General features: G+C 61.1%; 20 protein-coding genes. 8 read left to right on the forward strand and 12 right to left on the reverse strand.

The annotated features are described in order from the left end of the window. Positions 1-286: 286 nt before the first annotated feature. From ACB040_RS02935 to glyA, 9 genes are all read right to left on the reverse strand, one after another. Positions 287-781, reverse strand: coding sequence for a phosphatidylglycerophosphatase A (locus tag ACB040_RS02935; RefSeq protein WP_139472029.1), 495 nt, complete (start codon positions 779-781; stop codon positions 287-289). Continuing rightward, positions 778-1737 (reverse strand): thiamine-phosphate kinase, encoded by a 960-nt coding sequence (gene thiL, locus ACB040_RS02940; protein WP_338772365.1) that lies wholly within the window; start codon positions 1735-1737, stop codon positions 778-780. Before thiL ends, ACB040_RS02935 begins: the two co-directional genes overlap by 4 nt. 57 nt (positions 1738-1794) lie before the next feature. Next, the gene (gene nusB / locus ACB040_RS02945; protein WP_005343514.1) at positions 1795-2208 is read right to left on the reverse strand and encodes a transcription antitermination factor NusB; all 414 of its coding nucleotides are present in this window, start codon (positions 2206-2208) and stop codon (positions 1795-1797) included. Between the two features lie 14 nt (positions 2209-2222). Continuing rightward, entirely contained in the window at positions 2223-2693 is a 471-nt protein-coding gene (gene ribE, locus ACB040_RS02950; RefSeq protein ID WP_005338866.1) for a 6,7-dimethyl-8-ribityllumazine synthase, read from the reverse strand. A gap of 276 nt (positions 2694-2969) precedes the next feature. Further along, positions 2970-4079 (reverse strand): bifunctional 3,4-dihydroxy-2-butanone-4-phosphate synthase/GTP cyclohydrolase II, encoded by a 1110-nt coding sequence (gene ribBA, locus ACB040_RS02955; protein WP_371153160.1) that lies wholly within the window; start codon positions 4077-4079, stop codon positions 2970-2972. A gap of 149 nt (positions 4080-4228) precedes the next feature. Next, on the reverse strand, positions 4229-4882 hold the full coding sequence (locus ACB040_RS02960) for a riboflavin synthase (RefSeq protein WP_005349507.1): 654 nt from the start codon (positions 4880-4882) through the stop codon (positions 4229-4231). 55 nt (positions 4883-4937) lie between these two features. Further along, positions 4938-6047 (reverse strand): bifunctional diaminohydroxyphosphoribosylaminopyrimidine deaminase/5-amino-6-(5-phosphoribosylamino)uracil reductase RibD, encoded by a 1110-nt coding sequence (gene ribD / locus ACB040_RS02965; protein ID WP_371153163.1) that lies wholly within the window; start codon positions 6045-6047, stop codon positions 4938-4940. Positions 6048-6246: 199 nt separating this feature from the next. After that, entirely contained in the window at positions 6247-6696 is a 450-nt protein-coding gene (gene nrdR / locus ACB040_RS02970; protein WP_005338880.1) for a transcriptional regulator NrdR, read from the reverse strand. Positions 6697-6846: 150 nt separating this feature from the next. Continuing rightward, complete coding sequence (glyA, locus tag ACB040_RS02975) at positions 6847-8100, reverse strand: serine hydroxymethyltransferase (protein ID WP_005338884.1); 1254 nt, start codon at positions 8098-8100, stop codon at positions 6847-6849. A 324-nt stretch (positions 8101-8424) separates the two neighbouring features. On the opposite strand from glyA, the gene ACB040_RS02980 reads away from it, so the two are divergent. Then, positions 8425-8709, forward strand: coding sequence for a hypothetical protein (locus ACB040_RS02980; RefSeq protein WP_064337204.1), 285 nt, complete (start codon positions 8425-8427; stop codon positions 8707-8709). A gap of 51 nt (positions 8710-8760) precedes the next feature. Here the strand turns inward: ACB040_RS02980 and torS are convergent, their stop codons facing one another. Then, positions 8761-11586, reverse strand: coding sequence for a TMAO reductase system sensor histidine kinase/response regulator TorS (gene torS / locus ACB040_RS02985; protein ID WP_371153166.1), 2826 nt, complete (start codon positions 11584-11586; stop codon positions 8761-8763). Positions 11587-11656: 70 nt separating this feature from the next. Here torS and torT point away from each other — a divergent pair, with 70 nt between their 5' ends. Both torT and ACB040_RS02995 read left to right on the forward strand, forming a co-directional pair. Then, the gene (torT, locus tag ACB040_RS02990) at positions 11657-12703 is read left to right on the forward strand and encodes a TMAO reductase system periplasmic protein TorT (protein ID WP_371153168.1); all 1047 of its coding nucleotides are present in this window, start codon (positions 11657-11659) and stop codon (positions 12701-12703) included. Between the two features lie 37 nt (positions 12704-12740). Beyond that, positions 12741-13145: a GFA family protein gene (locus ACB040_RS02995; RefSeq protein ID WP_005338893.1), complete on the forward strand. Its 405-nt coding sequence runs from the start codon at positions 12741-12743 to the stop codon at positions 13143-13145. Between the two features lie 36 nt (positions 13146-13181). Here ACB040_RS02995 and torR read toward each other — a convergent pair whose 3' ends face one another. Continuing rightward, entirely contained in the window at positions 13182-13895 is a 714-nt protein-coding gene (gene torR, locus ACB040_RS03000) for a two-component system response regulator TorR (protein WP_167572487.1), read from the reverse strand. Positions 13896-14040: 145 nt separating this feature from the next. Between torR and torC the strand changes: the two genes are divergently transcribed. The 5 genes from torC (at position 14041) to ACB040_RS03025 (ending at position 21464) form a co-directional block, all read left to right on the forward strand. Then, the gene (gene torC, locus ACB040_RS03005; RefSeq protein WP_371153171.1) at positions 14041-15207 is read left to right on the forward strand and encodes a pentaheme c-type cytochrome TorC; all 1167 of its coding nucleotides are present in this window, start codon (positions 14041-14043) and stop codon (positions 15205-15207) included. A 27-nt stretch (positions 15208-15234) separates the two neighbouring features. Next, positions 15235-17727: a trimethylamine-N-oxide reductase TorA gene (torA, locus tag ACB040_RS03010; RefSeq protein WP_371153173.1), complete on the forward strand. Its 2493-nt coding sequence runs from the start codon at positions 15235-15237 to the stop codon at positions 17725-17727. A gap of 99 nt (positions 17728-17826) precedes the next feature. Further along, positions 17827-18495: a molecular chaperone TorD gene (torD, locus tag ACB040_RS03015; RefSeq protein ID WP_371153175.1), complete on the forward strand. Its 669-nt coding sequence runs from the start codon at positions 17827-17829 to the stop codon at positions 18493-18495. Between the two features lie 7 nt (positions 18496-18502). Next, positions 18503-18871, forward strand: coding sequence for a hypothetical protein (locus ACB040_RS03020; protein ID WP_005358420.1), 369 nt, complete (start codon positions 18503-18505; stop codon positions 18869-18871). Between the two features lie 151 nt (positions 18872-19022). Beyond that, positions 19023-21464, forward strand: a complete 2442-nt coding sequence (locus ACB040_RS03025) for an EAL domain-containing protein (protein WP_075115406.1) — start codon at positions 19023-19025, stop codon at positions 21462-21464. Positions 21465-21524: 60 nt separating this feature from the next. On the opposite strand, the gene ACB040_RS03030 is transcribed toward ACB040_RS03025, so the two are convergent. Continuing rightward, complete coding sequence (locus tag ACB040_RS03030; protein WP_244775189.1) at positions 21525-21806, reverse strand: hypothetical protein; 282 nt, start codon at positions 21804-21806, stop codon at positions 21525-21527. Positions 21807-21969 lie beyond the last annotated feature (163 nt).

A 21969-nucleotide genomic window follows, 5' to 3' on the forward strand; every position in this document is an offset into this window, starting at 1 on the left:
TTCCGCAATGTTTTGTGCAGATAACCACCAATTCGGCAGAGATAAATGATGATTTTCATCACACAAATGGCCGGTGCGTCCGTACTTCTATTGGTATCATTACTTTAATTTCAACAACAACGCAACAAGCAGCATTTATCACTATTTCCAAAACAATCACGAGCCCCGAATGAGTAGTGAATATTTATGTGAAATGGATGATAAACGGCAGCATATGCCGATGAATGAAAATTAAGCAGATATAAATCGGGGGATGCCAGAGCGGTCATCCCCCGGAAGATGGCTCTCAACCGAGCCAGAATGCCAGTAATTGCATACAAAACAGGGCGAACAGGCCGGCGATCAGATCGTCCAGCATGATGCCCAGACCACCGTGGATCCGGCGATCAAACCAGGAGATGGGCCAGGGCTTGAGCACATCAAACAACCGGAACAGCGCGAATCCCGCCACCACCCACTCCCAACCGCCTGGCGCGGCGATCATGGTGACGCCAAAACCGATCACCTCGTCCCAGACGATGGCGCCGTGATCCGGCATGCCGATGGCATCGGTGGCGCTCTGGCAGATACGGATCCCCACGACAAAACCCACCGCCAGCAAGGCGATAAACCAATAGGTCGGCAGCCCGCTCACCAGCAGGTAGAGCGGAATGGCCGCCAGGGTGCCCATGGTGCCCGGCGCTTTGGGGCTGAGACCGGAACCAAACCCCACCGCCAAAAAATGAAGCGGATTTTTCAGATCCAGTCGTGTCAGCTCGGGCTTTATCCTGAACAAACTCATGCGAAGTGATCCCACCCTTTCAGTTGCAACTCGACCGCTTGGTCGCCACGCAGGTAGTCGATGCCCGGCTCGCCCGCCACGATGCGGCCGATACGGCTGAACTTGACCCCGCTGTGGGCCAGCGCCGTATCGAGCGCGCCGCGGTGCTCCTCCGGTACGGTAAAGCAGAGCTCGTAGTCATCGCCACCGGCCAGCGCCAGTTGCCACGCCTCCTGCTCGCTCACCGCATCCTGCAACACCGGCGAGAGCGGCAGCAGATCGAGATCGATCTGGGCCCGCACACCGGACGCCTTGAGGATATGGCCGAGATCCGATGCCAGACCATCGGAGAGATCCAGCGCACTCCCCGCCAGCCCGCGCAGCGCCTGACCGGCCAGAATACGGGGATGGGGGTGGTCGAGCCGTGGCAGCACCGCAGCCAGCTGGTTCTCGTTGAGGGTGCGTTTGCCCAGCAGGTGGGAGAGCGCCAGTGCGGCATCACCCAGAGTGCCAGTCACATAGATGCCGTCACCGGCTTTGGCACCGCTGCGCATCAAGGCTCGTCCGGCAGGCACCGCTCCCTTCACCGAGATGGTGATGGAGAGCGGCCCGCGGGTCATGTCTCCGCCCACCAGCGCCACATTGTAGTACTCGGCCAGCTCCAGAAACCCTTCGGCAAACCCGGCAACCCAACCTTCGTTGATGGCGGGCAGGGTCAGCGCCAGCGACACCCAGCGCGGCTCGGCACCCATGGCGGCGAGATCGGAGAGATTGACCGCCAGCGCCTTGTAGCCGAGATCCACCGGATCCATGTCGGGAAAGAAGTGTACGCCGCTCACCAGAGTGTCGGTGCTCACCGCCAGCTGGGTATCGGGGGGCAGGGTCAGCAGGGCACAGTCATCTCCAGGGCCCATCACCACGTCCTTGCGGGCGTGGGGGACCTTGAAGTACTTATCAATCAGCTCAAATTCACCCATACAGTAAAAAGCCAGCAATAAGCTGGCTCCTCTCTTAGATGCTGACGGACAGCAGGATCAACGCTTGTTCAGCGACTTGATCACCTTGTCCAGTACACCGTTGACAAACTTGTGGCTGTCATCGGCAGCAAAAGCTTTGGCCAGCTCGATCGCTTCGTTGATGACCACGCGCGGCGGTACATCATCACGACGGGTCAGCTCGTAGGTCGCCAGACGCAGGATCGCCTTGTCCACCATGTCCACTTCTTCCAGCGGACGGGAGAGGAAAGGTGCAAACACCTTGTCCAGCTCGCTGCAGTGGAGGGCTACCCCGAACAGCAGATCGCGGAAATAGTTCAGGTCTACACCCTTGGTGTCCTGATCGATCTTGAACTGCTCTTCGATGTCACCCACGTTAGCCTTGGTCATCTGCCACTGGTAGATGGCCTGGGTGGCGCAATGGCGGGCTTTACGGCGCTCAGACGGTTTCAATGTACTTCTCCTCGTTACACGTCCAGTTCTTTCAGGACGTTGATCATTTCGAGCGCTGCCAGTGCAGCCTCTGCACCCTTGTTACCCGCCTTGGTACCTGCACGCTCGATGGCTTGTTCAATGTTTTCAGTGGTCAGCACACCGAAGGCAACGGGAATTTCATATTCCATCATTACCTGGGCCATTCCCTTGCTGTTCTCGTTTGCCACCAGGTCGAAGTGGTAGGTGCCGCCACGGATGACAGTACCGACCGCCACGATGGCGTCGTATTGACCACTCTTGGCCAGCTTCTTGATGACCAATGGCATTTCAACCGCGCCCGGCACTTTTACCAGTGTCAGGTTGCTGTCTTGCACTTGACCTTGACGCTTCAGTACGTCCACCGCGCCGTTCACCAGACTGTCGTTGATGAAGCTGTTGAAACGGGCAACAACAATAGCAACGCGCGCCTCAGGAGCGGCGATATTTCCTTCGATAACCTTCATTGGAAATCCTGTATCTGTGCAATCAAAAGGGCCGGAGTCAAAAGTGCGCACATTCTAGCACAACAGACCCACGACAAAAACCATGGCCGCAATAGACGGCCATGATCGCGATTTAACCAGTCCGGCGCACTTGCTCGCCGGTAAATTCCACGACTTCCAGACCGAAACCGCCCGGAAGGGGATGGTACTTCTCTGGTAGTACGTTATTCGCCGACGTACTCAACCACTTCCAGACCGAAACCACCCAGAAGGGGATGGTACTTCTCTGGTGGAGCTTTACTCGCCGACGTACTCAACCACTTCCAGACCGAAACCACCGAGGGCATGGTACTTCTTCGGCGAGCTCAGCAGGCGCATCTTGCTCACGCCAAGGGCCTTGAGGATCTGGGAGCCCACGCCAACCCGGCGCGAGGTGCCCTGCCACTTGGCTCCTTCCGGTGCCAGTCCCTTGTCGGCGGCTTCAAAACCCTTGACCCTAGCCAGCAGCTCGGCGCCATGGGATTCCGCCCCCAAAATCACCAGCACGCCGCCCTCGTCGGCGATGCGGGCCATGGATTTGGGCAGCGGCCAGCTGCGGGCTGCGTGGCGGTCGGTCAACAGCAGATCGCTCAGCACATCGTGCAGATGGACGCGCACCAGGGTCGGCTGATCGGCCTGCACCTCACCCTTTTTCAGGGCGAAGTGAACCTGATTGTCGATGGTGTCGCGGAAGGTGATGAGGTCGAACTCGCCAAACTCGGTGGGCAGCTTGCACTCGGCCACCTTCTCGACCGTGGTCTCGTGCTGGTTGCGGTACTCGATAAGGTCGGCGATGGTGCCAAGCTTGATGCCGTGCTCCTCGGCGAAGATCTCCAGGTCAGGGCGGCGCGCCATGGTGCCATCTTCGTTGAGGATCTCAACGATGACGGAGGCCGCCTCGAAACCGGCCAGACGAGCCAGATCGCAGCCAGCTTCGGTGTGACCGGCGCGAGTCAGTACACCGCCATCCTGCGCCATCAGCGGGAAAATGTGGCCCGGCTGCACCAGATCGGCTGCCTTGGCATTGGGCGCCACAGCCGCCTGCACGGTCACCGCGCGATCGGCGGCTGAGATACCTGTGGTCACCCCTTCTGCCGCCTCGATGGAGACGGTAAAGGCGGTGGAGAACTGGGCATTGTTGCGATCCACCATCAGCGGCAGCGCCAATTGCTTGCAGCGATTCCGGGTCAGGGTCAGGCAGATAAGGCCACGGCCGTAGCGGGCCATGAAGTTGATATCCTCCGGACGGACGCAGGAGGCGGCCATGATGAGGTCCCCTTCGTTCTCCCTGTCCTCGTCATCCATCAGGATCACCATCTTGCCAGCCTTAATATCGGCAATGATTTCCTGGGTTGTGCTCAGCGCCATGGGCTACTCCATCAGTGTGCTTGGGGGTTGAGCCCGCAGGCTCAACGCAAATGCGTGTGTATGTTGCTCTAGATTGGGGCTAGCGGCTCCATTTCAATCAGAGCGGGATCACAGAAAATCGTTTTGGTGGCCAGATTTAGCGCACACCGTCAGAGAAAACCGGCCTTGGCCAGCGTCTCCATGGTCAGGGTCGAGGCGCTGCTCTCCTGACTTTTCCCCATCATCAGCCGCTCCAGATAGCGGGCGATCTGATCCACCTCGAGGTTGACCTTGTGGCCCGGCTTCCAGCTGGCGATGGTGGTCTCCTGAGCGGTGTGGGGCACTATGGTCAGGCGGAAAAGGTCGCCCTGCACCGCGTTGACGGTCAAGCTGATGCCATCCACCGCAATGGAGCCCTTCTCGGCGATGTAGCGGGAGAGTTCCCCCGGCGCCTTGATCCAGTACTCGATGGCGCGGCCGCTGCTGGAGACACTTTTCACTTCCCCTACCCCGTCCACGTGGCCGGAGACCAGATGACCGCCGAGGCGGGAGGTAGGCATCAGCGCTTTCTCGAGATTGACCCGATCGCCTACTCTGGCGGCGGCAAAACCGGTACGGGAGAGGGTTTCCAGCGACACATCAGCGGTATAGCTCTTGTCGCCCAGCGCCACGACGGTGAGGCAGACGCCATTGGTGGCGATGGAGTCGCCCAGTTTGACGTCGCTAAAATCCAGGCCTGGTGCGTGGACGGTGAGGGCCATGTCATCGCCCTGACGGCGCAGCTCGGCCAGGGTTCCCACCGCTTCGATAATTCCGGTAAACATGCAGATCACCTTGCTGATGACGGGGGCTGATTACGCCCCCTTGAACATTAATAAATCAGGCTATTTTGGCGGTAATGCGAATATCCGGCCCCACCATGCGCACATCCTTGATGGCGAGCTTGGGGGCCTGGAACAGCCGGGTCAGACCCGGCAGATGGAACAGGCCACGCCCCTCATCCCCCATCAGTTTGGGCGCCTGATAGAGCACCAGCTCATCCACCAGCCCCTTCTCCAGCAGGGCGCCGCACAGCCGTGGCCCCGCCTCGACCAGTACCGAGTTGACGTTCTGTTTGGCCAGCAGCATGAAGAGGCTGACCAGATCCAGCTTGCCATCCAGCAGCGGCAGCTCCAGCTGCTGCACCCACTCGGGCCACTCGCCGGACGCCTTGTGACGGGCCAGCAGCACCGGACTCTCGCTCTTGAACAGCGGCAGATCCGGGGTGAGCCGGTTTTGCGAATCGACGATGACCCGCAGCGGCTGGCGCAGGGTCTCTTTGGGATAGCTCGCCTTGACCGAGGAGGGCAGTTCGTCCCAGCGCACGGTCAGGGAAGCGCCATCGGCCAGCACAGTTTCAGCGCTGGAGAGTACCGCATCGTGGCGAGCCCGCAGTCGTTGCACATCGCGGCGCGCATCCGGGGAGGTGATCCACTGGCTCTCACCGCTCGCCATAGCGGTGCGGCCATCGAGGCTGGCTCCCAGCTTGATGGTTACCCGCGGGAAGGCGGTACGCATCCGCTTGAAAAAGCCCGGGTTGAGCGCTTCGGCTTCGCTCGCCAGCAGGCCGAAATCGGTCTTGATCCCCGCTCCGGAGAGCATCCGCAGGCCACGCCCACCCACCTGGGGATTAGGATCGACCATGGCCGCCACGACCCGCGCTACGCCAGCGTTGATCAGCGCCTCGGCGCAGGGGGGAGTACGACCATGATGGGAACAGGGTTCGAGAGTTACATAGGCGGTAGCGCCACGGGCGTTGTCACCGGCGGCGCGCAGGGCGTAGACCTCGGCATGGGGCTCGCCCGCCTTCTGATGCCACCCTTCGCCAACCACCACGCCATCCTTGACCAGCACGGCGCCGACGCAGGGATTGGGGGCCGTGGTGTAGCGGCCGCGGCGGGCCAGTTCGAGGGCCCGACTCATCCATTGGTAATCATCTTGACTAAACATTCGGGCTCCTTTGACAACACATCTCGGCTTTACGCAGTATCGTAGGTTCGATTAGCGCAGCGTAATCGGACGCGGCAACATGGGTGAGAATGGCGGTTTACTTCTCCAGCTTGGCGATCTCTTCGCCGAACTCGCGAATATCTTCGTGTCCTGAGGTAGAGAGGGGCGAAGCGGATATCCACTTGCCCATCCGATACCATCATTTCTCCAATTTGGCGATCTCTTCACCGAACTCGCGAATATCTTCGAAACTGCGATAGACGGAGGCAAAGCGGATATAGGCCACCTTGTCCAGACTCTTGAGCTCATCCATCACCAGATTGCCCACCAGCTCGGAGGCGACTTCGCGCTCGCCGGTGGCACGCAGGCGGGATTTGATATGGTTGACCGCTTTTTCGATGGCCTCCATGCTCACCGGCCGCTTCTCCAGCGCACGCAGGATGCCGGCGCGCAGCTTGTCTTCGTTGAACGGCTCGCGGGAGCCGTTGGACTTGATGACGCGGGGCATCACCAGCTCGGCCATCTCGAAGGTGGTAAAACGCTCGTGACAGAGCAGACACTCACGACGGCGGCGCACCTGATGGCCTTCTGCCACCAGACGGGAATCGATCACCTTGGTATCAACCGCACTACAGAATGGGCAATGCATCGGACCTCCGGCGTTAATGGAACAATGACCGGCCCGGCGGGCCAGGATCTAGGTCGGCCAGTGTAGCACGGCCATCCAAAACCGGTAAAAGCCAGAAAAAACAATGCCACCCGAAGGTGGCATTGGTCTCAAACCGGATGGTCTGACTTATCAGCCATAAACCGGGAAGCGGCGGCAGATATCCAGCACCTTCTCACGCACTGTGGCCAACACGGCATCGTTGTCGTGGTTGTCCAGTACGTCGCAGATCCAGTGGGTCAGCTCGATGGACTCGGCTTCCTTGAAACCGCGGCGGGTGATGGCCGGGGTACCGATCCGCACACCGGAGGTGACGAACGGGGAGCGCGGGTCGTTGGGCACGGAGTTCTTGTTGACGGTGATGTTGGCTTTGCCCAGCGCAGCGTCAGCATCCTTACCGGTCAGCTCGCGGCCGATCAGATCAACCAGCATCAGGTGGTTGTCGGTACCGCCGGAGACGATCTTGTAACCGCGCTCGATAAAGGTGGCGGCCATCGCCTTGGCGTTTTTCACGACCTGAGCCTGATAGGTCTTGAACTCCGGCTCCAGCGCCTCTTTGAAGGCCACGGCTTTACCGGCGATGACATGCATCAGCGGACCACCCTGACCACCCGGGAAGACGGCAGAGTTGAGCTTCTTGTAGAGCTCCTCGTCGTCAGCGGCGGAGAGAATAAGACCACCGCGCGGACCGGCCAGGGTCTTGTGAGTGGTGGAGGTGACCACGTGAGCGTGGGGAACCGGGTTCGGGTAGACGCCAGCTGCAATCAGACCCGCCACGTGGGCCATGTCGACGAACAGGTAGGCACCAACCTTGTCGGCGATTTCGCGCATGCGGGCCCAGTCAACGATGCCGGAGTAGGCAGAGAAGCCACCGATCATCATCTTCGGCTTGTGCTCGACAGCCTGACGTTCCATGTCGTCGTAGTCGATCTTGCCGGACTCATCGATACCGTAAGGCACGATGTTGTAAAGCTTGCCGGAGAAGTTGACCGGAGAGCCGTGGGTCAGGTGACCACCGTGGGCCAGGTTCATGCCCAGCACGGTGTCGCCCGGCTGCAGCAGAGCCATGTAAACAGCGCTGTTGGCCTGGGAGCCGGAGTGCGGCTGCACGTTGGCGTAAGTGGCACCGAACAGCTCTTTGGCGCGCTCGATGGCCAGGGTTTCGACCACATCCACATACTCGCAACCACCGTAGTAACGCTTGGAGGGGTAACCTTCGGCGTACTTGTTGGTCAGCTGGGAGCCCTGGGCTTCCATGACACGGGGGCTGGTGTAGTTCTCAGACGCAATCAGCTCGATATGCTCTTCCTGACGACGGGTTTCGTCTGTGATGGCCTGCCACAATTGCGGATCATAATTGGCGATGGTCATGTCACGTTTCAACATCCGTTTCTCTCCTGAAAATCGTTTGCGCGTTAGGTGAAGTGGGCGCGGGCATTGTAACGTGAGCTGGATCAAAGAGACAGTCCAACCACCTAAAAAAATGTTGAATTTATGTTGTAAAAAACAAGATCCCCTCCCAGTTCAATACTCTGGCCGCTCCGCCAAACGGCACATTTTTCATCCCGCGGCGGGCGGGCAAAACCCGAAGGGGATCACAACGCCCTCTTTATCCATCCTGTAACATATTCATTCGAAACAAATTCAATGATGATGGAGCTGATTGCAGCCATGCATCCGAGGGGCTGCACCTAACCGGAGGAGTTCAAGATGGACCATCTGCTGACATTCGTGATCCTGGCTGTCTTTTTTCTGTTCTACTGGGTCTACTACACCAGCCAACGCAAACATCTCCCCACCACCTCGTGGGATCAACTCCCCACCAAAGCCGACTATCTGGCGGCCCACCCTGAATCAGTCGATGGCGACATCATCTTCTGTTATCACTGCGGCCACCACGAGTTGCTGGAGGTAGGCATGGTGCACCTGACCGATTTTCGCCGGGAATGGGTCTGTGCCAAGTGCAAGCAGGTGCTGTTTCGCGAGAGCGAATAACGGCGCAGGGGCTGGCCCCCCTCCCTAAACGCCGTACATCGCCAGCAGGGATCAGGGCTGCGCATCCCTGTTGGCCACCAGCCACTGCTGCAACCCGCTCACCGCCGCGTCAAATTGCGCCCCGATTACCGCAGGCTCCCCGCATCCCGCCTCAAGAGCCGCACAGTGGCTGGCAAATTCGGTCAACCCCAGCGCCAGCGCACTCCCCTTGAGCTTGTGCGCCAGCTGACGTTGCTCACTCCCCTCACCCTGAGCCAACTTATCCACCAACACCCGCCCTTGCGACTCAAACAGCGCGACCAGCTGGCGGATCCGCGCCATGCCGAGCAGGGGCAGATCGGCATCCAGTACCGGATTGGCCCACCCGGGCTGGTTAGTTGGGGGCACGGCTACTGATAACTGCACCTGCGGCTCGATAGAGGCGCCCTCTTGCCGAAACAGCTGATCGATGGCGTTCGCCAGCACCGCCAGCCGCACCGGCTTGCCGACAAAATCGACAAACCCGGCGGCAAGGCAGTGGCGGATATCCTCCGGATACATCTGGGCCGAGATGGCGATGGCGGGCAGCGGCCGTTCATGCATCTCCTCACTGATGGCGGCCAGATCCTCGCGCAGGGTCATGCCGTCCATATCGGGCAGATTGATATCGAGCAGCGCCAGCTCGAAGGGGCGCTCGGTCACCAGCGCCAGCGCGCTGCGACCATCCTCTGCCAGGGTGACGCGATGGCCGAGGCGGGTCAGCATGCCGTGCGCCACCAACCGGTTGATCTCGTTATCCTCCACCAGCAGGATGTCACGGGACTGGCCAAGGTGCAGCGGTTGCGCCTCGGCAGGCAGCTGGGCGCTCGAACGCTGCAACGGCAAACTGAAGCTGAATTCACACCCCTTGCCCGGTTCGCTGGCAAGGATAAGCTCGCCCCCCATGGCGGCCACCAGCTTGCGGCTGATCGCCAGTCCCAGCCCGGTGCCGCCCTGATGGCCTATATCGCGCTTGCGCTGGCGAAACGCCTCGAACACCGCCTCCTGCTCATCGGCCGGAATGCCGGGGCCGGTATCGCGCACCACAAACCGGATGCAGGGCTCGGCGCAAGGGCCTTGGCAGGCAAGAGGCGCCACCGTCAGGGTAATCTGGCCACGGGCGGTAAACTTGACCGCATTGCCGAGCAAGTTGCCGAGCACCTGGCGCAGCTTGCCCAGATCCCCCTCGACCACAGGCGCCAGCCCGGGCGCATATTCCAGCGCCAGGGTGACCCCCTTGGCCGCGGCCTTTGGCCGAAACAACGCGCTCAGCTCATCCACCAGCTGGAACAGGGGGAAGGGTTCGCGGCGCGCCTCCACATGGCCCGCCTCGATCTTGGAGTAGTCGAGAATGTCGTTGAGGATCTCCAGCAGGGATTCACCGCTGTGCTCGATGGCGGCCAGATAGCGCTGCTGGGTATCGCTGAGGTGGGTATCTTCCAGCAGCGTCAGACCACCCAGAATGCCGTTCATGGGGGTGCGGATCTCGTGGCTCATGGTGGCGAGAAACACCGACTTGGCGCGGTTGGCCTGCTCTGCCTCGGCGCGGGCCTGCCGCTGCTTCTCTACCTCCTCATTGAGCCGCTCGTTGGCGTGGCTGAGCTGGCCGGTGCGCTCCTCGACCCGCGACTCAAGCTCGCGCTGATAGCGGCCCAGCTCAACCGCATTGTCACGAAACACCTGCAGGGCCCGGCCCAGCTCCGCCAGCTCATCGCGCCCGGTGCTGGCGATCGGCTCAAGAGGGGCCAGATCCCCGCGCGCCAACCGGCTCATCCCCGCCACCGCCCGTTGCAGCGGCCAGACGATCCGGCCGTAGACCATGCGCCACATCAGCAGCATCAGCAGTAGCAGGGTGAGCAGGCCAATGGCCATCAGCGCCTGCTCCAGCAGCCTTAGGCGCTGGCTTAGCGCCTGCTGGCTCTGCCCCAGCGAATCGCGGGCACGGCTGACCAGCTCTCCGACCTGCTGGTTGAGGCTGCTCATCAGAGCTTCGTTGGCACTGGCCAGCACCCGAAGCGCCTCCCCCTTGCCGAGCCAGTCGCTGCGCAGCTGCATCAGCTTGTCACTCTGTGCCAGCACGGTCAGCGCCTGCTCCACCGCCTGACGGCGAGCCGGATCGGTCACCGCCCCGGCCCGCAGTTGCAAGATGGCCAGCTCCCGCTGCCCCTCTTGCAATAGCGTTTGCAACTGTTCCTGCCGTTCGCTGCGCCACATCTCCTCGATGCGCTGCTGTTGCATCAGGGTGCGATGACGCAGCTCGGTCATCTGCTCCAGCCAGTCGAGATCCTGCTCCAGCAGACGGTCCAGCGTCCGGGCCGCCTGCGCGCCTTGCTGTTGGTAGAGGGAACCCAATCCCGCCACCATCACGGTTTCGGCGTTCTCCATCTGGCTTCTCGCCAGCTCGGCGATCTGCCCGGCCGCCGCCACCAGACGGGCCCGCTGCGCCTCGCCCTGCGCCATCAGGGTCAGTCGCTCTCCCACCAGCCAGCCCTGCTGACCCAGATTGCCGATGATGCTCTGACTGAGCTGATCGAGGCTTGTTGAACCCTGCCCACGGCCGAGTTGCGCCAGCACCTGTTGTAGCTGTTGCCCCTGCAGGGTGAGCAAGCGTCCCTGATGCTCCCGCTCCTGCTCGCTGGTTGCGGTGGCCAGCAGCCGTGACGCGCTCTGGATCTCGCCGCTGAGGCGAGAGAGCGTGCGCGCCAGCTCCTGATCGGCCAGAGTCTGCTGCACCCCTTGCTCCAGCTGGCGCAGATGGCTAAGCCCCACCCAGCCCAGCAGGGAAGCACTCAGGGTCAGCAACGCCATCAGGGAGAAGGCCAGCAGCAACTTGCCACCCAGGCCGGAAAAGATTCTCACGGGAAGTCCCTTGGTTGTGGTCGGCTTTGACCGGATAATATGGCCCAACACTTTAACAAAACCCCTGGCCATGCGAAGCGTCTATCTCTCCCCCTTGTTGCTGATCTGGTTACTAATGCTTCCCCGCGCCGCCCTCGCCTTTGCGGTCGATATCTGGCGCGGCGGCGAATTCAGCGGCCAGCCGGTGCGCCAGCAGTGGCCGGAACCCGCTGCCGCAACCAAACCGCTGACCCTCTGTGCCCTCTACCCCCATCTGCGCGACGCCTACTGGCTTTCGGTCAATCAGGGCATGGTTGACGAGGCGAAGCGGCTGGGAATCAAGTTGCAGATCCACGAAGCGGGGGGCTATGGCGCCCTCGCCGAGCAGCGCCAGCAGTTGCAGCGCTGCGTGCAGGAAGGGAGCGACGCCATCTTGCTCGGCGCGGTGAGTTATCAGGGCTTACGCGAAGCGATCACAGCCACGCAGCTGCCGCTCTTTGGGTTGGTCAACGATCTGCCCAGCGGTCTGGTGCAGGCCAAGGTGGGGGTCTCCTGGTACCAGATGGGCTGGCAAATCGGCCACTGGCTGGCGCAGCGCCACCCCGCCGGCAGCAAACCGGTCTCGGTTGCCCTCTTCCCCGGCCCGCAGGCGAGCGGCGGCAACAACTTCGTAGAGCCGGGCTTTGCCGATGCCATCAAGGGGAGTGCCATCAAGCTGGTCACCACAGAGCGCGGCGACAACAGCCGGGAAATCCAGCGCACGCTGGTGCAGCAGACGCTAGCCCGCTATCCCGACCTCGACTATCTGGTGGGGGGCGCCATCGCCGCCGAAGTGGCGGTCAACGAGCTGGCGCAGCGCCATCTCGACAGGCCCCAGGTGCTGAGCACCTACTTCAGCCACGGGGTACAGCGGGGCCTGCGCCGGGGCAAGATCCTGGCAGCCAACAGCGATCAGATGCGGCTGCAGGGGCGCCTTGCGGTCGCTCAGGCGGTCTGCCTGCTGCAACACCCTGATGCCAATGCCGAGCAGTGCCCGCGGGTGATGGGGCCACCCATTCTGACGCTATCTGCGCCGCTGGCCGACCCCGCAGATTCCCTCTCGGATGGCGCTTTTCGTCCCGTCTATCGGGTCGAATAGCCGTTCCAAATCCGATTAGCACACTCAAGGAGAAGAGATGAAAGAGTTACATGCCAGCTGCCTGTGCGGCGCCGTCGCCCTGACCCTGCCGGATCAGTTCGACTATATGGGGAACTGCCACTGCAGCGAATGCCGCAAGTTTTCAGGGGGAGATTATGCCTCGGTCGGCGGACTGGATGGCAACAAGGTCACCATAGTGAAAGGGGAAGAGGCCATCGGCCGCTACCGGAAATCGGCAGAGACCACCCTGGCCTTCTGTCGTCACTGCGGCTCCAGCCTGTTCAGCCAGAAGAGCAGCAGCGGCAAGATCAACCTGCGCCTCGGGGTACTGGACGATGTGCCGAGCCAGCGGCCCGCGTTTCACATCTTTGTCGGCTCCAAGGCGCCCTGGCACCAGATTGGCGACGACTGCCCGCAATTTGATACCCGCCCGCCGGTCTGACACCCGGTCAAACAGGTCAAAGCCACCGCAACGGGGTCAGGAGGCTATCTCACCGGCAAACAGATAGCCTTCACCATGGACGGTGACAAACAGCTGGGGATCCCGCGGATCCGCTTCCATCTTGCCGCGCAGCCGCCGGATCAACACGTCTATGGTGCGATCGCTCGGGCCATCGCCGCGATGGCTGATAAGGGTCAGGATCCGCTCCCGACTGAGCACCCGCCCGGCATGGGCGACAAAGGCCACCAGCACTTCATATTCGGCCTTGGTCAGCCGCACCGGCACTCCGTCCTTGCTGAGCTGGCGACGGGGAATGTCAAAACGCCAGGGGCCAAAGCGCACCGCATCGTCAGCCACCGCAGGCTCGCTCGGCACGGCGGCCGCCAGCGAGATCCGCCACAGCAGATTCTTGACCCGCACCAGCAGTTCCCTGAGCTCGAACGGCTTGGTGACATAGTCATCGGCCCCCATCTCGAGGCCGACTATCCGGTCTACCGCATCACTGCGGCCGGTGACCAGAATGATCCCCACCGTGCTGCGCGCCCGCAGTTCACGGGTCAGCAGCAGACCATCTTCCCCCGGCAGGTTGATATCCAGCATCACCAGATCGACCGTTTGTTCCGCCAGCACGGCGCGCATCTCCTGGCCATTTTCGACCGCCGTCACCCGATAGCCCTCCCGCTCGAAATAGCCGGTCAGCTTCTCGCGGGTAACCGCATCATCTTCAACAACCAGAATGTGGTAGCTCATGGGCAGGGTTCACGATGGTCGACAAGGGAGGATTATTCTATTCACATTTTGTCATAAATACCCCTATTTCATTAATTTGTGGCGGCAGCCCTGTTCACAACGCCTCCCTATCATGGCTCCCATCAAAAAAGTGATGTGAGAGAGCATGATGAAAAAACTGTGGCACTTCCTGCGCACCCCCAGCCGTCGCTGGTCGGTACTGGCGCTGCTTCTGGTGGGCGTCGGCGTCACCCTCGCGGGCACCGTCGGCCTGCACTATGGCTTTGAGAAAACCAGCAGCCTCGAATTCTGTATCTCCTGCCACTCCATGAAAGACACCGTCTATCCGGAGTACAAGGAGTCCATCCACTTCAAGAATGCCTCAGGAGTACAGGCGGTCTGTACCGACTGTCATCAGCCGAAGGATTTCGTCGGCAAGGTGGCCCGCAAGATGGAGGCAGCCAACGACCTCTATCAGGAGTACATAGGCCACAGCATCGACACCCAGGAGAAGTTCGAGGACCGGCGCCTGCATCTGGCCGAGAAGGTGTGGGCACGGATGAGCAGCCAGAACTCCAAGACCTGCAAGTCCTGCCACAGCTACGACAACATGGATCACGCCAAGCAGTCCCCGGCGGCAGCGCTGGCGATGAAAGATGCGGCGGCGAAGAACATGAACTGCATCGCGTGCCACAAGGGCATCGCCCACGAACTGCCCAACATGGCGGGCGGCTTCCGGGCCACTTACGCCACTCTGGTCAACGACGCGCAAGAGGCGCCAGCCGCCGAGACCCTCTACAACCTGGGTGAAAAAGATCTCTACGCCAGCGAACAGAGCAGCGACCCGGTCGGCAAACTGCTGCCCGCCTCCCGCATCGACGTCGTAGACCGCAGCGGCGATCGCCTCAAGGTGATCATCGAAGGGTGGCGCGAAAGCGATGGCAAGGGCCGGGTGCTGAGCGAATACATGGGCAAGCGGGTCTTCGTCGCTACCATCCGTGATGAACTGAAAGCGAGCGAGAAAGTGCTCAAGCAGGAGACCGACAGCGCCACCCATATCAAGTGGGAACAGGTTCAGGTGCAGGCTTGGGTCGATGGCAAGGGCTTTGAGTCCTCACTCAAGCCGATCTGGGATTACGCCGGCGAGATGTACAAATCCACCTGCAACTCCTGCCACGGCGCGCCGGATCCCGCTCACTTCACCGCCAACGGCTGGATCTCGGGGCTCAAGGCGATGTCTGCCTATTACCGTCTGAGCAAGGAAGAGGAGCGCACCCTGCTCAAATACCTGCAAAACCATGCCGCCGATACCGGTGGTCAGGGCAGCCACTAAGTCCGGATTCGAAAGAGGAATAACAAGATGATCAATATTTCCCGTCGTGGTTTTCTGGGTGGCTTGCTGGCCAGCGGTGCCTCTGCCCTGATCGGCCCCTCCCTGCTCGGTCGCGCCGTGATGGCCGCCGAGTCTGGCGACAAGCTGGTGCAGTCCGGCTCCCACTGGGGCGCCTTCCGTGCCCGGGTGGTCGATGGCCGCTGGGTCGAGACCCTGCCGTTCGAGCACGACAAGCACCCCACCGACATGCTCAAGGCATTGAGTGAGGTGGTCTACAACCCCTCCCGCATCCGCTACCCCATGGTGCGGCTGGACTGGCTGCGCAAGGGGCACCAGTCCGACACCAGCGAACGCGGCCAGAACCGCTTCGTGCGGGTCACCTGGTCCCAGGCGCTGGACTTCTTCTATCACGAGCTGGAGCGGGTGCAGAAAACCTATGGCCCGAGCGCCCTCTATGCCGGCCACTCCGGCTGGCAGTCAGTGGGCAAGCTGCACTCTGCTGGTGCCATGCTGGGACGCGCCATGAACCTGCACGGCACCTATCTGGCCAAGGCCGGTGACTACTCCACCGGTGCCGCCCAGGTGATCCTGCCCCACGTGGCGGGCGCCATGGAGGTGTATGAACAGCAGACCTCCTGGCCGCTGGTGCTGGAGCACAGCAAAACCATCGTTATCTGGGGCTCCGATCCCATCAAGAACCTGCAGGTGGGCTGGCTGGTGCCGGATCACAGCGTCTACGACTACTGGGCGCAGCTGAAAGAGAAGGTGGCCAAAGGCGAGATCCGGGTGATCAGTGTCGATCCGGTCAAATCCAAGACCCAGAAGTACCTCAATTGCGATCAGGTGACCCTGAATCCGCAGACCGACGTACCGCTGATGCTGGGCATCGCCCACACCCTCTACAGCGAGAAGCGCCACGACGAGGCGTTCCTGAAGAACTACACCACCGGTTTTGACAAGTTCCTGCCCTACCTGCTGGGCACCAGCGATGGTCAGGTGAAGGATGCCGAGTGGGCCGCCGCCATCTGTGGCGTCCCTGCCGAGACCATCCGCGAGCTGGCCCGCGCCATGAGCAGCGGCCGCACCCAGCTTATCGGCGGCTGGTGTGTGCAGCGCATGCACCACGGCGAGCAGTACGCCTGGATGCTGGTGGTTCTGGCCTCCATGCTTGGCCAGATCGGCCTGCCGGGGGGCGGTTACGGCTTTGGCTGGCACTACAACGGAGCGGGCACCATCACCTCCAGCGGCCCAATCATGTCCGGTTTCAGCTCGGTCATTCCCGGGGTCAAGCCGCTCCATGACGGCGACTGGAAGGGCTACTCCAAGTACATTCCGGTGGCCCGTTTCGTCGACTGCATCCTCAATCCGGGCAAGCAGATCGCCTTCAACGGCCAGACCATCACCTACCCCCACATGAAGATGGCGGTGTTCTGCGGCAACAACCCGTTCCACCACCAGCAGGATCGCAACAAGATGGTAGCGGCCTGGCGCAAGCTGGAAACCGTGGTCAGCATCGATCACCAGTGGACCGCCAGCTGCCGCTTCGCCGATATCGTGCTGCCCGCCACCACCACCTATGAGCGGGATGACATCGAGCAGTGGGGCTCCCACTCCAACGCGGGCATTCTGGCCATGTACAAGGTTGTGGAGCCGCTGTTCGAGGCGCGCGATGACTATGACATCTTCGCCGATCTCTGCCGTCGCTTCGGTCGCGAGGCCGAGTTCACCGGCGGCAAGAGCAAGCTGGAGTGGATCCAGAGCATCTACGACGACGCCCGCCTGCAGGGGCGCGGCATCGGCATTCGCCTGCCCCGTTTCAGCCAGTTCTGGCACGGCGAAGGCTTCGTCACCTTCCCGGCGGGCCAGCCCTGGGTGCGCCACGAGTCGTTCCGTCAGGAGCCGGATCTGGAGCCACTGGGCACCCCGTCCGGCCTTATCGAGATCTACTCCAAGACCATCGCCGACTACGGCTATGGAGATTGCCCGGGCCACCCGGTCTGGATCGAACCCTACGAGCGCTCTCACGGCGGGCCGGGCAGCAAACAGTACCCGCTGCACCTGCAATCCTGCCACCCGGACAAGCGGCTGCACAGCCAGCTCTGCTCCTCCGACAACTACCGCGCCACCTACACGGTACAGGGTCGCGAGCCTGTCTACATGAATCCGCAGGATGCCAAATCCCGCGGCCTCAAAGACGGCGATCTGGTGCGGGTGTTCAACGGCCGCGGTCAGGTATTGGCTGGTCTGGTGGTGAGCGATGACTACGCCCCCGGCGTGGTGCGCATTCAGGAAGGAGCCTGGTATGGCCCGCAAGAGGGCGGCAAGGTGGGGACTCTCTGTACCTACGGCGATCCCAACGTGCTGACCGCCGACATCGGCTCCTCCAGCCTGGCGCAGGCCACCACGGCCCATACCGCGCTGGTGGAGATCGAGAAGTTCCGCGAACAGGCACCCGCCGTCACTGCCTTCGGCGCGCCGGAATCGGCCAAGGGCATCGACCCCATGTTCCCGGCACTCTGACCCCGGGGGGACGAAAGCGCCCCCTTGAGTTTCCTTTATTTTTAAAGTCGTTAGAATCGGGAGCCATCAAGGCTCCCGATTGCCATCCACGGAGGAAAAATGCAGGAATTTATGGCTACCAGCGAACGCCGGGCCGAACTCTACTGGTGGTTCTCCACCCTGTTCGCCGCCGAACTCAGTGATGAGCAGATCGCCGAATATGACACCTATGATGTGCGAAGCTTCCTGAAAAGCCTCTCCACCCTGGATCCGATGCGCGAAGCCGTGGCCGAACTCAACGAGGCCATCGCCCGCCTGCTGGTGCGTCCGGATCGCCAGCTGGAACTCGCCGCCGACTTCGCCGGTCTGTTTCTGGTGGATCCCAAACAGGGCGCCCTGCCCTACGAATCGCTCTACCGCGGCGAGGCCAAGCTGCTGATGCAGGCCCCGATGGCCGAGATGCAGGCCCGCCTCGATCGCCTCGGTATCAATGTCAGCGATAAATACAAAGAGCCTGCCGACCATCTGGCCATCGAGCTGGATCTGATAGGCAATCTCATCATCCGCGCGGCGGAAGCCAAGAGCGCGGCCGAGCGGGAACGCTGGCTCGACGAGCAGGAAGCGCTGCTGCACGGTCATCTGCTGGGCTGGTTTGACAAGTTCGAAAGCGCCTGTCGCGCCGCCGACCGGTTTGGCTTCTACGGCGCCACTGCCCGTCTGCTGGGGGTATTCCTCAAGATGGATGCCAACTACCTCTCTCTGGTCAAACCGGCACCGTCTGCCGACTGAGGCCGCGATGAAGACAGCCCTGCTTCTGATTGCATGCTGGCTGCTGGCCCTGATCCCGCTGGATCAGGGCATTACTCCCCTGATTGCGCTGCTGTTCAACCCAGATCGCGAGCTCTACGGCACCGCCCAGCTCACCGGATTTGCCGGCATCCTGCTCACCCTCTACCTTGCCAATCTCGGCGTCGAGGTGGTGTTGCGCCGCCGCTTCCAGATTGCCGGCATGCTGGCGCTGCTGGCCGCCTGGATCGACTTCATCAACAGCAGCGGCAGCGAGTCGCACTTCCTGCTGCTCTATCTGCTTGCCCTCCCCTTCCATCTGATCGGCTGGCTGGTACTGGTGCGCGGCATTCAGGCGTTTGGTCGCCAGAAGGGATAACCACTCGCCCCTTTTCCATCCTTTTTATCAGGTTTTTCTGCCTATTCTTGCCGTCAAAACAACCAGATAACTCCGCTTGACTCCCGGCCAAACAGTTCGTGCCATACTGACAACTGATGCAAGTGATAAAACAATCAATGCCGAGGTCATCATGGATGGGAAGCTTTTCAACGCCGACACCGAGGCAATGTTGACTCAGCTGTCAGATCACACCGTCCTGGAACAGCTGATGGATAATGCCCCTCTGGGCATCGGCGTCTTTGACTGCGAATTTCGCTACCGTAAAGTCAATCAGGTGCTGGCCGACATCAATGGCAAAAGCATCGAGGAGCATCAGGGCAAGCACCTCAGAGAGGTGGTTCCCAAGCTGGCCCCGACCCTGGAGCCCATGTTTCAGCAGATCATGCGCAGCGGCATGCCCTACGTGGATATCGCCATCACGGGCCAAACCGCGGCGTATGACAGCAGCTCACGCCGCTTTCAGGCCACCTACAGCCCGATGCGTGATGAGAAGGGAGAGCTGAACGGCATCCTCGCCATCGTACGGGACATCACCGAGCAGTACGAAACCGAACAACGGCTGCAACTGGCAATGCGAGCGGCCCAAATCGGGGTGTGGGAGTGGCACGTGGCGGAGGACAGATTACTGTTCGACGGCCAGATTGAGCCGCTGCTGGGCATCGAAGCCAACCAGTTCCACGGCGGGCTGCAAGCGTTCGTCGACTGTTTTGAACCGGAATCCGGCAGCCAGCTCAAGGCTGCCCTGCAAAGTCATGACCCCATCCATCTCACCCTGAGCTACCTTACCGCACTCAACGAGCGCCACTGGGTCGATATTCATGCCGACCATGTCCCCGCCACCGAGTCGGTCGGCCACCGGGTCATGGGGGTCATTCACAATGCCACCGCCCGCCGCCGTCAGGAGGAGCGACTCCATCAGGCCAACGTGGTATTCGATACCACGGCCGAGGGGATCATCATCCTCGACAGCGAGCACCATATTCTGTCGGTCAACCCGGCCTTCACCATGCTGACCCAATACAATGCCGAGGAGGTAATAGGCCGCACCCCGGATATCATCATGCATCCCAGGCGCTACACTGACCTCGACTATCCTTGGTATCACCTGCGCCCCGGCAACAACGCCTGGCATGGCGAGATGGTTTGTCTGCGCAAGGATGGCAGCTACTTCTCCTCCTGGCAGCAGATCAGTGCTGTCTATGACAACTTCAACAACACCACTCACTATGTGATCGCCCTTTCCGACATCAGCGCCATTCGCAAGGTGGAGGCCGAGCTGAACCACCTTGCCTATCACGATCCCCTGACCGAGCTGGGCAATCGTCATCTGTTGCAGGAGCGGCTGGCCCTTGAGCTGAAAACCGCGCAGCTCAATCGCAAACGGTTGGGGCTGCTCTTTATCGATCTGGATGGCTTCAAGCTGATCAACGACAGCCTGGGCCACGGGGTTGGCGATGAGCTGCTCAAGCGGCTGGCAGAGCGGATCCGCGGCTGCCTGCAACACAACGATTTGGCGACCCGCCTCGGGGGAGACGAGTTTCTGGTGCTGATCCCCTATCTGGAGGAGCCTGACGAGCTGGCAACCCTGGCCAATACCCTGCTGACCGTGTTGCGTGAACCGGTTGAGCTGGCCCATGAGCTGGTGGCAATCTCGGCAAGTATCGGTATCGCCATCTATCCGGATCATGCAGACAGCCCGGAAACCCTGGTCAGCGCCGCCGACAGCGCCATGTACGAGGCGAAAAGTCAGGGGCGCAACGGATTCCAGTTCTATACCCCCTGCATGGCGGCTCGAGCCCGCGAGCGAATGCAGATTGAGCAGGGTCTGCTCAAGGCCCTGGAGCTCGAACAGCTCTGCATTTTCTATCAACCCATGACCAATCTGGCCAACGGCCACCTGAGCGGACTGGAAGCCCTGCTGCGCTGGCAGCATCCCAATGAGGGGATGATAGCGCCGACCCGTTTTATTCCGGTGGCAGAGGAGTGCGGCCTGATAGAGAAAATTGGGGAGTGGGTGATGCGCAACGCCTGCGAGCAGGGGCAAAACTGGCTGGCCGCCGGACTGCCGGTGCCTCGCTTGTCGGTCAATGTGTCGGTGCGGGAGATGCGCTCCCCGGGCTACGTTGAACGGGTCGCCGCTATTCTGGCCGAGACCGGATTTCCGCCAGAACGGCTCGAGATCGAGGTGACGGAGAGCATCATCCAGCGGGTCGAACAGAGTCTGGATCTCTTTACCCGCCTGAAAAATCTCGGCGTGCAGATTGCCATCGATGACTTTGGTACCGGCTTCTCGTCACTGAGTCTGCTCAAGACCCTGCCGATCGATCGCATCAAGATCGACCGGGCGTTTGTGCAGGCATTACCGGAAGACAAGAACAGTCGGGAGCTCTGCCGCACCATCATCAATCTGGCCGACAGTCTGGATATGGAGGTCACCGCCGAAGGGATTGAAACCAAGGCACAACACGCCTTTTTGCAGTCACTCAACTGCGGCGAAGGACAGGGTTATCTGTTCAGCAAACCACTGCATGTCGAACATATGGGAGATCGCCTGCATCAACGCTACGTCTGATAGCGGCAGGCAATCATCATCACCAGCCGGGAGGCATCCGCCTCCTGGCTGCCGACCGGATTACCACTCGATCTGCAAGCGGGATTCCCAACCATCATCACGATCATTGAGCATGCGCGTCAGCGGTGATTCGCCAGCATAACGGGGGGCTGGCTCGCTGAAGGTAAGTCTGGTACCAGGCTCTTTGGCCTGCCATGCATGACCAAGCTGATCGGCCACCTGATCCCGCAGCGCAGGTGAGGCCTCCTGATGGGTGATCGCAAACTCTTTCGGGGGTTCGCCAGCGGGCACTGGCGCATCAAACTGCCAGAGGGATGCACAGAGCAACAGAGAAAACATCATGACCTCCAATTAATCGACACGCCCCCTTTTACCCACTCGCCGATTAATTGTCACTCTTTGTCCTGTAACCAACTGTTGCCGCCTATCCAAAAGTCTAATTGCCCCCCGCCACCAAAGGTATAAGTTGTTACTTAATTATTAAAAGTATGTATTCAAAGGAGTG

The organism is Aeromonas sp. S11(2024) (genome assembly GCF_041402345.1).
GTDB lineage: Bacteria > Pseudomonadota > Gammaproteobacteria > Enterobacterales > Aeromonadaceae > Aeromonas > Aeromonas veronii.